The organism is Frigoribacterium sp. AC394, assembly GCF_979258095.1.
Window position 1 is genome coordinate 2216389 of sequence record NZ_OZ409834.1, and the last position, 12673, is coordinate 2229061.

Consider the following 12673-nt stretch of genomic DNA (forward strand, 5'->3'; position numbering starts at 1 on the left):
GGGGGTGGTCCGAGAGGGCCACCCCCATCAGTCGTCTATCCTCGTACCGGGAGGCACCACGTGTTCAGAGCTGTCGCGCGAATCATGCGCACCCCCGACCTGCGTCGCAAGATCGGGTTCACGCTCGGCATCATCGCGCTCTTCCGGTTGGGTTCGTTCATCCCCGCACCGTTCGTCGATTACCAGAACGTGCAGCTCTGTCTCGCCGGCAACACCGGCACGTCGGGTCTCTACGAGCTCGTCAACCTCTTCAGCGGTGGCGCGCTCCTCCAGCTCTCGGTCTTCGCGCTCGGCATCATGCCGTACATCACGTCGTCGATCATCGTGCAGCTGCTCCGGGTCGTCATCCCCCACTTCGACACTCTCTACAAAGAGGGCCAGTCGGGCCAGGCGAAGCTGACCCAGTACACCCGTTACCTCACGATCGCGCTCGGCATCCTGCAGTCGACGACCCTGATCACCGTGGCCCGTTCCGGCGCCCTGTTCAGCGGATCCGGCGCAGCCGAGTGCAGCCAGCTCATCACGAACGACGCGTGGTACGCCGTCATGCTCATGGTGATCACCATGACCGCCGGTACCGGCCTCATCATGTGGATGGGCGAGCTCATCACCGAGCGCGGCATCGGCAACGGCATGTCGCTCCTCATCTTCACGTCGATCGCCGCCCGGTTCCCCACGGCTCTCTGGAGCATCGCCCAGGCTCGTGGCTTCGAGATCTTCCTCATGGTCATCGCGGTAGGCCTCGTCATCATGGCCGCCGTGGTCTTCGTCGAACAGTCCCAGCGCCGCATCCCGGTCCAGTACGCGAAGCGGATGGTCGGTAGACGGACATACGGCGGCAACAACACGTACATCCCGATCAAGGTCAACATGGCCGGCGTCGTGCCCGTCATCTTCGCCTCGTCGCTCCTCTACCTGCCAGCCCTCGTCGCGCAGTTCAATCAGCCCGCCGACGGCACGGCTCCGCCCGCATGGGTCAGCTGGGTCCAGGCCAACCTGACGTCCGGTGACAACCCCCTCTACATGCTCGTTTACTTCGCGCTCATCGTCGGGTTCACGTACTTCTACGTCGCGATCACCTTCAACCCCGAAGAGGTCGCCGACAACATGAAGAAGTACGGCGGGTTCATCCCGGGCATCCGCGCCGGTCGACCCACCGCCGAGTACCTCGACTACGTCCTGACGCGGGTCACGCTCCCCGGTGCCCTCTACCTCGGCATCATCGCCCTCATCCCGCTGATCGCCCTGGCGACCGTGGGCGCGAACCAGAACTTCCCCTTCGGAGGCGCGAGCATCCTAATCATCGTGGGTGTCGGTCTCGAGACGGTGAAGCAGATCGACTCTCAACTCCAGCAGCGTCACTACGAAGGGCTCCTCCGATGAGCACCGGTGTCGACGGACACATCAGCCCGCGCCTCCTCATCGTCGGTCCCCCCGGGGCCGGCAAGGGCACTCAGGCGTCGGCCATCGCCGAGGCGTACGGCATCCCCGCCGTGTCGACGGGTGACATCTTCCGTGCCAACGTGAAGAACGAGACCGAGCTCGGGCTGAAGGTCAAAGCCATCCTCGCCGCCGGCGACTACGTTCCCGACAGCCTGACGAACGAGCTCATCTCGGATCGTCTCGCGCAGAGCGACGCCGCAGAGGGCTTCCTGCTCGACGGCTACCCGCGCACGATGGCTCAGGTCGACTTCCTCGACGCCCACCTGGCCGAGCGGGGATCGTCGCTCACCGGTGTCGTGCAGCTCGTCGCGGATCGCGACGAGATCGTCGAGCGTCTCCGTAAGCGCGCACTCGAGCAGGGTCGCGACGACGACACCGAAGAGGCGATCCGCCACCGTCAAGACGTGTACCTGCGTGAGACGGCACCGCTGGTCGAGACGTACCGCGAACGCGGTCTGCTCGTCGAGGTCGACGGTCTGGGCAGCATCGCCGAGGTGGCGGCACGCATCGACTCGGCGCTGACCGAGCGCGGTTTCCGCTCCACCGCCGCGGCCTCCTGAACCTGATGGGTCTGCGGAGACCCGGCATCTACAAGAGCCGGGACGAGATGCGGTCCATGGTCCGTCCTGGTCTCCTGACGGCCGAGTCGCTCGACGCGGTAGCCGCGGCCATCCGACCGGGTGTCACGACCCGAGAGCTCGACGCCATAGCCGAGGCCGTCATCCGAGACGGGGGCGGCGTGCCCAACTTCATGCTGGTGCCCGGGTACCGCCACACCGTCTGCGCGTCGGTCAACGACGAGGTCGTCCATGGCATGCCCGGTGAGCGTGTGCTCCGCGCGGGTGACATCGTGTCCATCGACAGCGGGGCCGAGGTCGACGGCTGGAACGGCGACAGCGCCCGCACCTTCGTCCTCGACGATCCGTCGCGTCCCGACGTCGTCGCCTCGCGTCGGCGGCTCAACGACGTCACCGAGCAGGCTCTGTGGCACGGCATCGCGGCACTCGCGACGGCGCGCAGGCTGGACGAGGTCGGTGGCGCCATCGAAGACCACGTCGAGAGCCAGGGCCGGTTCGGCATCATCGAGGACTACACGGGTCATGGCATCGGCCGTTCCATGCACGAAGACCCGCCCGTCTTCAACTACCGGGTCTCGGGGCGCAGCCCTTCGGTCAAGCCCGGCCTCGTCGTGGCCATCGAGCCCATGATCACTTCCGGCACGATCGACACCGTCACCGGTGCCGACGAGTGGACGGTCTCGACCGTCGATGCTTCCGACGCGGCGCACTGGGAGCACTCCATCGCCGTCCACGACGACGGCATCTGGGTGCTCACCTCCGCCGACGGCGGCGCAGCCGGTCTCGCCCCGCTGGGCATCACGCCGGTCCCGATCGCCTGAGTCGACCCGAGCGCGACGTGCGGTGCGGAACGGTGGAACGACCACTCCGCCCGGTGGGATCAGCCGTTGCCGACGCTGCAGGTCTCTTCCGCTGCGGTCTGCCCGGAGATGGTCGAGGGCAGCGTCGAGACGGGCGCGTCGGTGGCAGGTGCCGTGGGCGCGGCCTCCGCGTCGGGCGCGGGAGTCGTCGGGCTGACGGGCGTGGACGGCGTCGCGGTGGGATCCTGTGCGACGGACGCGCGTCCGTTGCTCTCGTCGCCGACCGTGAACTTGGTGTCGGCCGCCAGTGCCGCGTTCAACGTCGCCGCGTCGGCTTCGGACGCCACGACCCGGTTCGAGTCGTAGGGGTCGTCGACGACGGGGTACTGGACGAAGACGATCTCGGCCGGCGAGAGGTCCCGTGCGGCGTATGCCAGCTGCACGAGCGTGTCGGGGGAGTTCAGCGTCGAGGAGAGCTCCATGTTGCTGAGCGCCGCGGAGGCGAGCTTGTAGAGCGTCGCGGGGTTCGAGAGCGTGCCGACGGAGAGGATCTGCCGCATCATGGCCGACAGGAAGACCTGCTGCGAGCTGATGCGCGCGAGGTCGCTGCCGTCGCCGACGCCGTGACGTGTGCGCAGGAACGCCAGAGCGTCGACGCCCTGGAGGGAGTGCGTCCCGGGGGAGAGGTCGAGCCCGCTGTCCGTGTCGGTGATCTGCTGAGCGACGCAGACGTCGACGCCGCCCAGGGCGTTGGACATCTCGATGACGCCGTCGAAGGTGATCGCCGAGGCGTAGGGGATCGCGAGACCCGTGATCGACTCGACCGTGGACACCGTGCAGGAGAGCCCGCCGCGCTCCAGGGTGGTGTTGAACTGGACGCGGGTCTCGGCCGGGTAGTACGTGCCGTCGGGTCCAGTGCACTCGGGGACGGAGACCATCATGTCGCGGGGGAAGCTCACGGCGCTCATCTGGGAGTGGTCCTCCGAGAGGTGCACGAGGATCGTCACGTCGTTGCGAGCGCCGTCGGTCGTCCCGGCGTCGATCTGGCTGTCTGCGGTTCGGACGTCCGTGCCGACGAGGAGGATGTTGGCTCCGCCGGTGATCTCGGAGATCCGGATGTCCCGGACGGAATCCTCGTTGCCGAGCACGACCGTCGAGACGTCCGAAGTGGCCGAACGCACGGCTATCGCCGCCACCGAAGCCCCGCTCACCAGCGCGACGGCGAGCCCGCCCGCCACGAACGCGAGCAGCGGGCGGACCGGACCACGTCGTCGCAGCCGCCCGTGACGGGCGATGCCGCGGGGGCTCCTCGGAGTGGTTCGTCCGGGCATTCGGGCTCCCTGTCTCGGCATGTCTCGACGATCCGGCGTGTCGCATCGACAACGCAGGTTGCTGAACTATAGCGGCATCACATAAGATCGACCCTTGGTGTCTTGTGTCGGCTTCATCTGACAGACCGCACCGCATCCCCGCACGACCAACACCCCCGAACCTGAGCGACAGTGAGGCTATGGCCAAAAAAGACGGTGTCATCGAAATCGAAGGCGCAGTGATCGAGGCTCTTCCCAACGCGATGTTCCGCGTTGAGTTGACGAACGGCCACCGAGTTCTCGCCCACATCTCCGGCAAGATGCGTCAGCACTACATCCGCATCCTCCCCGAAGACCGCGTGATCGTCGAACTCTCGCCCTACGACTTGACCCGCGGCCGGATCGTCTACCGCTACAAGTAGGGCGTGCTGGAAAGGAACGGCCCCGCGCACCCGCGGGGCACGAAGCCAGCGAGATCAAGGAATCAGCAATGAAGGTCAACCCCAGCGTCAAGCCCATCTGCGAGCACTGCAAGGTGATCCGCCGCAAGGGCAACGTCATGGTCATCTGCAAGAGCAACCCGCGCCACAAGCAGCGTCAGGGCTAGCTCTCAGGCCGCGTCCGCGCGGTCTGAAGATGCCGGGCCGGTGAGCCGGCCCACAGCAAGATCGACAAAGCAGCACCAGAACCACGAACGCTCCGGCGGTCGTGGGGACACCCCGGGGCGGAGGCCCGGGCACCGGTGCTGTGACAGACCTCCACCACTCTCTGAGGAGAAGCCACCATGGCACGTCTAGCAGGCGTTGACATCCCGCGCGACAAGCGCGTGGAAGTCGCACTGACCTACATCTACGGAGTCGGCCGCACCCGTGCGCTCCAGACTCTCGCTGACACCGAGATCGACGGCAACATCCGCGTCAAGGACCTGACGGACGACCAGCTCGTCCTTCTCCGCGACCACATCGAGGGCAACTTCAAGGTAGAGGGTGACCTCCGTCGCGAGGTCGCCGCCGACATCCGCCGCAAGGTCGAGATCGGCAGCTACGAAGGCATCCGCCACCGCCGCGGTCTGCCTGTCCGTGGACAGCGCACCAAGACGAACGCTCGTACCCGCAAGGGCCCGAAGCGCACCGTCGCCGGCAAGAAGAAGGCTCGATAGGCCCCGGCTCCCGCCGTACTCGCCCTTAGGTTGTAGGAGAAAAAATTGGCAGCACCGAAGTCGGCCGCGCGTAAGCCCCGCCGCAAAGAGAAGAAGAACGTCGCTGTGGGTCAGGCCCACATCAAGAGCACGTTCAACAACACCATCGTTTCGATCACCGACCCCTCGGGTGCCGTGCTGAGCTGGGCTTCGTCCGGCGCCGTCGGCTTCAAGGGTTCGCGCAAGTCGACGCCCTTCGCCGCGCAGCTCGCTGCCGAGTCGGCCGCGCGACAGGCGCAGGAGCACGGCGTCAAGAAGGTCGACGTGTTCGTCAAGGGTCCGGGTTCCGGTCGCGAGACGGCGATCCGCTCGCTCCAGGCCGCAGGCCTCGAGGTGGGTTCGATCAACGACGTCACCCCGCAGGCGCACAACGGCTGCCGCCCGCCGAAGCGTCGTCGCGTCTAACTGAGTTACCGCCCGTCGCGCCTCCCTCACCCGGTATCTGGGTCGAGGAGGCGCGGCGGGCTACACCGCGTTCGCACCGCCTCCTGCACCACCGGCAGGGGCATCACAACTCAACAGACCCGACCGGCCCGCCACCTGTCGTACCGCCAAGAGTCATATAGCGGACTCTTCGCCGAAAGGAATCCACAGTGCTCATTGCACAGCGCCCCACCCTCACCGAGGAGAACATCTCGGAGTTCCGTTCACGCTTCGTGATCGAACCCCTCGAGCCCGGTTTCGGCTACACCCTTGGCAACTCGCTGCGCCGCACTCTTCTGTCGTCGATCCCCGGAGCCGCTGTCACCAGCATCCGCATCGACGGTGTGCTGCACGAGTTCACGACCGTCCCCGGTGTGAAAGAAGACGTCACCGAGGTCATCCTCAACATCAAGCAGCTCGTCGTCTCGAGCGAGCACGACGAGCCCATCACGGCGTACCTGCGCAAGCAGGGTGCCGGTCAGGTCACGGCCGCCGACATCTCGGCTCCCGCCGGTGTCGAGATCCACAACCCCGAGCTGGTCATCGCGACCCTGAACGACAAGGCCAAGTTCGAACTCGAGCTGACCATCGAGCGTGGCCGCGGCTACGTCTCCGCCGTCCAGAACCGCAGCGAGTTCAGCGAAGCGGGTCAGATCCCCATCGACTCGATCTACTCGCCCGTCCTCAAGGTGACCTACCGCGTCGAGGCGACTCGTGCCGGTGAGCGCACCGACTTCGACCGCCTGGTCGTCGACGTCGAGACGAAGCCGGCGATCTCGCCGCGCGACGCCATCGCGTCGGCCGGTCGCACGCTGACCGAGCTCTTCGGCCTGGCCCGCGAGCTCAACACCGCTGCCGAGGGCATCGAGATCGGCCCCGCGCCGGTCGACGCCGTCCTCTCGAGCGAACTGCAGACCCCGATCGAAGACCTCGATCTCTCGGTCCGCAGCTACAACTGCCTGAAGCGCGAGGGCATCAACACGGTGTCCGAGCTCGTCGCCCTCTCGGAGACGCAGCTCATGAACATCCGCAACTTCGGTCAGAAGTCGGTCGACGAGGTGAAGGACAAGCTCGTGGAGCTCGGCCTCTCGCTCAAGGACACGGTCCCCGGGTTCGACGGAGCCCACTTCTACAGCGGCTACGACGAGGAAGAGACCAACTAGGTCTCGTCTCCCGACGCCCTGATCATCTTCGACAGCTAGGAAACAACGATCATGCCCAAGCCCACCAAGGGTCCCCGCCTCGGAGGCGGCCCGGCTCACGAGCGTCTGATGCTCGCGAACCTCGCCGCTTCGCTCTTCGAGCACAAGAGCATCAAGACGACCGAGACGAAGGCCAAGCGCCTCCGCCCCGTCGCCGAGCGCCTCGTCACCTTCGCGAAGCGGGGCGACCTCGCGTCGCGTCGTCGCGCGATGCAGACGCTGCGCAACAACAAGGACGCCGCGCACATGCTCTTCACCGAGATCGCGCCGCTCGTCGAGAACCGTGAGGGCGGCTACACCCGCATCACGAAGCTCGGCTTCCGCAAGGGCGACAACGCCTCGATGGTGTCGATCGAGCTCGTGCTCGAGCCCGTCACCCCCAAGGTGAAGTCGTCGAGCAGCACGTCGGCCCCCGCGGCCGCCGCGCCCGCCGAGGAGGCCCCGGTCGAGGAGACCGAGACCGTCGAGGAGTCGGCACCCGTCGAGACCGAGACCGAGACGGCTGCCGCCGACGAGGTCGAGACCGACGCCGCCGAGAAGTCGGACGACGCCGCGAAGTCGGACGACACGAAGTAGTCCCGTTCCGCTTCGAAGGGCCCCGCAGCATCCGTGCTGCGGGGCCCTTCGGCGTCGGCGGGTCCCCTCGGTGCGTGACCTCGGTGACCGCCCCATGGCATCCTTCCGGCGATCGTGCGGCTCCGGTCCACCGCATGGGGGGCTCCGGCGTACCCCTCTCGGGGGGTGTTCATCTCGGCGACATGTGACAGAAACCTGTGAAGGAGCCAAGAAACGTAGGGTCGATTCATCCCTGCCTCTCCGACGAAGGATCACATGTCCGTTCGCCCCCGCCCTCTGACCCGGAAGCACATCGCCGTCGCGACCGGGTTCGCTCTCCTCGTCACACCCCTCGTCCCCTTCACCGCGGCGACCGCTGCGCCCGCGACGTCGACCGCCACCGCCGTGGCCGGCGGCCTGGTCATCGACGAGGCCTACCTGAAGGGCGGCAGCGCCAACGCACCCTTCACGAACAAGTTCGTGGAGCTCTACAACCCCACGACCAGCGCGGTGTCGCTGGCGGGCTGGTCACTGCAGTACCGTGCGGCCACGGCCAGCGCGGTCTCGGGTGTCGGCGCCCTCGCCGGCACCGTCCCCGCAGGCGGCAGCTTCCTCGTCCAGCTCGGCAGCAACGGCACCACGGGTGAGGCCCTGCCGACGCCGGACGCCACGCTGGGTCTGAACCCGAGCGGCTCGACAGGCACCATCGTGCTGTCGGACCAGGCGACGGCCGTGACCCTGCCGACCGGCGCCTCCTCGGTGGGTGTCGACGGAGTCGTCGACCTGCTCGGCTACGGCACCTCGAACACCTACGAGACCACGGTCGCGGCGACCTCCGGCGGCAACGCCGTCCCCAACTCGCTGACGCGCACCGACCATGTCGACACCGACGTGAACGCCGCCGACTTCAGCGTCACCGCCGACGTCACGCCTCGGAACTCGGCCGGCGGCGGCGACGTGCCGACCGACCCCGACGAGCCCGAGCTGCCGACCGAGCCGACTCCCGGGGTCGACGTCACGATCGCCGAGCTGCAGGGGACGACCGATACGAGTCCGTTCGCCGGGCAGCGCGTGACCACCCGCGGCGTCGTGACCGCGGCGTACCCGACCGGCGGTCTGAACGGCTACGTCATCCAGACTCCGGGCACCGGAGGCGCGCTCGACTCCGCGACGCACGTCGCGTCGGACGCGGTCTTCGTCTACTCCTCGGCCACCGCCTCCTCGGTGTCCATCGGCGACTACGTCGAGACCACCGGCACGGCGAGCGAGTACTTCGGTCTGACCCAGCTGACCGTCACCACCGCCGCAGACCTCGCCGTGCTCGACGCGGCGTCCGTGACGGCGCCGGTGGCTGCGACGGTCGGGTTCCCCGAGACCGACGCCGAGCGCGAGGCGCTCGAGAGCATGCTCATCGCGCCGCAGGGCGACTTCACCGTCAGCGACGTCTACACGACGAACCAGTACGGGGAGGTCGTGCTGGCCTCCGGCACGAAGCCGCTCATCCAGCCGACCGAGGTCGCCCGCCCGGGCAGTGCCGAGTACACGGCGACGGTCGCCGACAACGCCGCCCGGAAGCTCGTGCTCGACGACGGCTCGTCGGTGAACTTCTTCACGGCCTCGAACCAGGGGATCCCCGTGCCGTACCTCTCGACCGAGGCCCCCGTCACCGTGGGCGCGGCCGTGACCTTCGACGAGCCGCTCGTGCTCGACTTCCGCAACTCCACCTGGAAGCTGCAGCCCACCGAGCGGATCACCGGCGACACCGAGACGGCCGACCTGCCCGTCTCGTTCGAGGACATCCGTGAGGAGGCGCCCCGCGACGTCGGGGGAGACCTGCGACTCGCCGGCTTCAACGTGCTGAACTACTTCCCCACGACGGGCGACCAGCTGAGCGGCTGCACCTACTACACCGACCGCTTCGGAAACCCGGTGACCGTCCAGGGCGGCTGCGACGCGCGAGGCGCCGCGAACCAGGCGAGCTTCGAGCGTCAGCAGGCGAAGATCGTGGCCGCCATCAACGGCCTCGACGCCGACGTCGTGTCGCTCGAGGAGATCGAGAACTCGGCCCGATTCGGACAGGACCGCGACGAGGCGCTCTCGACCCTGGTCGACGCGCTGAACGCCGACCTGGGTGCCGACGAGTGGGCGTTCGTGCCGTCCCCCGCGACCGTCCCCGCCAACGAGGACGTCATCCGCCTGGCCTTCATCTACAAGAAGGCCACCGCGGAGACCGTCGGCGAGTCGCGCATCCTGACGGACGCCCCGGCGTTCAGCAACGCCCGTCAGCCGCTGGCGCAGACCTTCGCGCCCGTCGGCGCCCCCGCAGACGCCGACTTCGTCGTCATCGCGAACCACTTCAAGTCGAAGGGCAGCGGGTCGGGGGTCGACGCCGACCTCGGTGACGGTCAGGGCGCCTCGAACGCCTCGCGCGTCAACCAGGCGGAGGCGCTGGCCGACTTCTCGACGCGGGTCCAGTCCGACGCCGGGACCGACAAGGCGTTCCTGGTCGGCGACTTCAACGCCTACTCGCAGGAGGACCCGATCGAGGTGCTGCGCGACGCCGGCTACACCGACCTGGGCTCGACCGAGACCGACGAGTACAGCTACGTGTTCGGCGGCCTGAGCGGATCGCTCGACCACGTGCTCGCCAGCCCGGCCGCGGCCGAGGCCGTCACGGGCGTCGACATCTGGAACATCAACGCGGGCGAGTCCGTCGGGCTCGAGTACAGCCGGTACGACTACAACGCGGCCCCGCTCTACGCGGACGGCCCGTACCGGTCGAGCGACCACGACCCGGTCGTCGTCGGACTCGAGCTCGTCGGCGACGTCGACCCGGGCGAGCCCGAGCAGCCGGGCGACCCGGGTCAGCCCGATGAGCCCGGTCACGGGGGAGGCGCACCCACCCTGGGCCAGATCGTCACGGCCATCGTCACCGCGGTCATCGACTGGTTCAAGCAGCTGTTCGGCTGGCGCTGGCGGTGACCCGCCGGGTCGGATGACCCCGACCCGCCGATGAGACGGCAGGGCCCCGCGTCGTGGACGCGGGGCCCTGTCGTCGTCTCTCGTAGAATCCCAGGGTGACGACGACCGACGAGCCGACCCCGGACGACGCGGCCCTCGACCCGCCGAACCTGACGCGCATCCGGCTGAACGTCGCATACGACGGCACGAACTTCTCGGGGTGGAGCGAGCAGCCCGGCCGTCGCACCGTGCAGGGCGAGATCGAGCAGGCCCTGGTCACCCTCTTCCGCCGGCTCGGCGACGTCCCCACCGTGACGGTGGCGGGGCGGACCGACGCGGGGGTGCATGCCCGTGGTCAGGTGGTTCACCTGGATCTCACCGACGCCCAGATCGCGCAGCTGCAGCGCCCTCACCGGGGCATGGTCGACAGGACCCCGCTCGACGCCCCGACGGTGCTCGCCCGGCGGCTCAACGGGCTGGCCGGCGCGTCCGACGAGATCGTCGTCTCGGGAGGCCGGCTCGCGCCTCCCGGGTTCCATGCCCGCTTCGGGGCGCTCTGGCGACGGTACGAGTACCGCATCGCCGATCGCGGTGCCGAGCGCGACCCCGCGCGGCGCGGTCACACGCTCTGGTACGACCAGCGGCTCGACCTCGACCTGATGAACGCCACGGCCGCCGGGCTGCTGGGTCTGCACGACTGGGCCGCGTACTGCCGGTACCGCGAGTACGCGACGAGCATCCGCGAACTGCAGGAGTTCCGATGGAGGCGCGAGGCCGACGGCGTGCTCGTCGCGACGGTGCAGGCGGACGCCTTCTGCCACAATCTCGTGCGGAATCTCGTCGGCGCCTGCGTCGCGGTGGGCGAGGGGGTGCTGCCCCAGCACCGGGCCGTGGGGATCCGCCGCGAGGCCGAGCGGAACGGCGAGTTCAGAGTCGTGCCCGCGCACGGCCTCACGATGGTCGAGGTCGGGTACCCGCCCGACGACGAGGTCGCGGCGCGCACCGAGCTGACGCAGGTGAAGCGGTCGGCCGCTCAGGTCGACGAGTGACGTTTGACGCCCCAGGGGGTGTCGGGTATCGTTGCCCCTTGGTGTCTGCGCAACTGCGCGCTTTCGCCCGAAGTTGAGCCCTCCACCTGATTCGTTCTCGTCGCATCTGCCTCGAGAACGGCGCCGGAGCGGGATTCACGAACCTCTCACCTCGACAAGAAAGCAGCACTACTGTGACGCGCACTTTCTCCCCCAAGCCGGCTGACGTTCAGCCGAACTGGCTGATCATCGACGCCAACGACGTCGTGCTCGGCCGTCTGGCCAGCCACGTGGCAGCACTGCTGCGCGGCAAGCACAAGCCGACCTTCGCCCCCCACATGGACATGGGCGACTTCGTCATCGTCATCAACGCCGACAAGGTGGCCCTCACCGGCTCCAAGCTGGCCGAGAAGCTCTACTACCGTCACTCGGGCTACCCGGGCGGCCTCACGGCCACCACGTACTCCGAGATGGTGGAGAAGCACCCCACGCGTGCGGTCGAGAAGGCCATCCGCGGCATGCTGCCGAAGAACTCGCTGGGCCGCGCCCAGATTAAGAAGCTGAAGGTGTACGCGGGTGCCGAGCACCCCCACGCTGCTCAGCAGCCCACGGTTTACACCCTCGACCAGGTCGCTCAGTAGCGTCCGCCTTCAGACTTAAGGACTCCCACACAGTGGCTCAGATCGCAGATTCCATCGACCAGGCTCCCCAGAGCTTCACCACCGAGAGCACGTCCACCGAGGCCGAGGCGACGCCCCGCGCCGTCCTGAACGTCTCCGGTTCGGCCGTCGGCCGCCGCAAGGAGGCGATCGCTCGCGCTCGCCTCGTCCCGGGCTCGGGCACCTTCGTGGTGAACGGCCGCACGCTCGAAGAGTACTTCCCGAACAAGCTGCACCAGCAGCTGATCAACGACCCGTTCAAGGTCCTCGATCTGCTCGGCGCCTACGACGTCACCGTCAAGGTGACCGGTGGCGGCCCCTCGGGTCAGGCCGGCGCGCTGCGTCTCGCCATCGCCCGTTCGCTCAACGAGATCGACCGCGAGAACAACCGCGCGACGCTGAAGAAGGCCGGCTTCCTGACTCGTGACGCCCGCGTCATCGAGCGCAAGAAGGCCGGTCTCAAGAAGGCCCGCAAGGCCTCGCAGTTCTCGAAGCGCTAAGCGCGCACCCGAAGGC

General features: G+C 68.0%; 14 protein-coding genes. 13 read left to right on the top strand and 1 reads right to left on the bottom strand.

The genetic code is table 11. The annotated features are described in order from the left end of the window. Positions 1-60: 60 nt before the first annotated feature. From secY to map, 3 genes are read left to right on the top strand one after another with little or no spacing between them, the layout of a single operon-like run. On the top strand, positions 61-1383 hold the full coding sequence (secY, locus tag ACZZY9_RS10340) for a preprotein translocase subunit SecY (protein ID WP_192061042.1): 1323 nt from the start codon (positions 61-63) through the stop codon (positions 1381-1383). Then, the gene (locus ACZZY9_RS10345; RefSeq protein ID WP_463464007.1) at positions 1380-2003 is read left to right on the top strand and encodes an adenylate kinase; all 624 of its coding nucleotides are present in this window, start codon (positions 1380-1382) and stop codon (positions 2001-2003) included. The genes secY and ACZZY9_RS10345 overlap by 4 nt, the downstream gene beginning before the upstream one ends. Before the next feature lie 5 nt (positions 2004-2008). Beyond that, the gene (gene map, locus ACZZY9_RS10350) at positions 2009-2842 is read left to right on the top strand and encodes a type I methionyl aminopeptidase (protein WP_463464008.1); all 834 of its coding nucleotides are present in this window, start codon (positions 2009-2011) and stop codon (positions 2840-2842) included. Between the two features lie 59 nt (positions 2843-2901). Here map and ACZZY9_RS10355 read toward each other — a convergent pair whose 3' ends face one another. Continuing rightward, positions 2902-4152 carry an LCP family protein gene (locus ACZZY9_RS10355; protein WP_463464009.1) on the bottom strand — a complete coding sequence of 417 codons (1251 nt, stop codon included), beginning with the start codon at positions 4150-4152 and terminating at the stop codon, positions 2902-2904. Between the two features lie 179 nt (positions 4153-4331). Here ACZZY9_RS10355 and infA point away from each other — a divergent pair, with 179 nt between their 5' ends. The 10 genes from infA to rpsI all read left to right on the top strand — a co-directional run bounded on the left by infA (position 4332) and on the right by rpsI (position 12657). Next, the gene (gene infA, locus ACZZY9_RS10360) at positions 4332-4553 is read left to right on the top strand and encodes a translation initiation factor IF-1 (RefSeq protein WP_043593329.1); all 222 of its coding nucleotides are present in this window, start codon (positions 4332-4334) and stop codon (positions 4551-4553) included. A 68-nt stretch (positions 4554-4621) separates the two neighbouring features. Continuing rightward, positions 4622-4738, top strand: a complete 117-nt coding sequence (rpmJ, locus tag ACZZY9_RS10365; RefSeq protein ID WP_043593327.1) for a 50S ribosomal protein L36 — start codon at positions 4622-4624, stop codon at positions 4736-4738. A gap of 177 nt (positions 4739-4915) precedes the next feature. Continuing rightward, positions 4916-5290, top strand: a complete 375-nt coding sequence (rpsM, locus tag ACZZY9_RS10370) for a 30S ribosomal protein S13 (protein ID WP_055799939.1) — start codon at positions 4916-4918, stop codon at positions 5288-5290. A gap of 45 nt (positions 5291-5335) precedes the next feature. After that, on the top strand, positions 5336-5734 hold the full coding sequence (rpsK, locus tag ACZZY9_RS10375) for a 30S ribosomal protein S11 (RefSeq protein ID WP_055799944.1): 399 nt from the start codon (positions 5336-5338) through the stop codon (positions 5732-5734). 188 nt (positions 5735-5922) lie between these two features. Further along, positions 5923-6915: a DNA-directed RNA polymerase subunit alpha gene (locus ACZZY9_RS10380; protein WP_055799947.1), complete on the top strand. Its 993-nt coding sequence runs from the start codon at positions 5923-5925 to the stop codon at positions 6913-6915. A gap of 51 nt (positions 6916-6966) precedes the next feature. Beyond that, entirely contained in the window at positions 6967-7530 is a 564-nt protein-coding gene (gene rplQ / locus ACZZY9_RS10385) for a 50S ribosomal protein L17 (RefSeq protein WP_192061045.1), read from the top strand. Between the two features lie 255 nt (positions 7531-7785). After that, on the top strand, positions 7786-10491 hold the full coding sequence (locus tag ACZZY9_RS10390; protein ID WP_463464010.1) for an ExeM/NucH family extracellular endonuclease: 2706 nt from the start codon (positions 7786-7788) through the stop codon (positions 10489-10491). 95 nt (positions 10492-10586) lie between these two features. Beyond that, positions 10587-11519 (top strand): tRNA pseudouridine synthase A, encoded by a 933-nt coding sequence (locus tag ACZZY9_RS10395; protein WP_463464011.1) that lies wholly within the window; start codon positions 10587-10589, stop codon positions 11517-11519. A gap of 173 nt (positions 11520-11692) precedes the next feature. Continuing rightward, positions 11693-12139 (top strand): 50S ribosomal protein L13, encoded by a 447-nt coding sequence (gene rplM, locus ACZZY9_RS10400; protein WP_055799954.1) that lies wholly within the window; start codon positions 11693-11695, stop codon positions 12137-12139. Between the two features lie 32 nt (positions 12140-12171). Continuing rightward, positions 12172-12657 (top strand): 30S ribosomal protein S9, encoded by a 486-nt coding sequence (rpsI, locus tag ACZZY9_RS10405; protein WP_192061047.1) that lies wholly within the window; start codon positions 12172-12174, stop codon positions 12655-12657. Positions 12658-12673 lie beyond the last annotated feature (16 nt).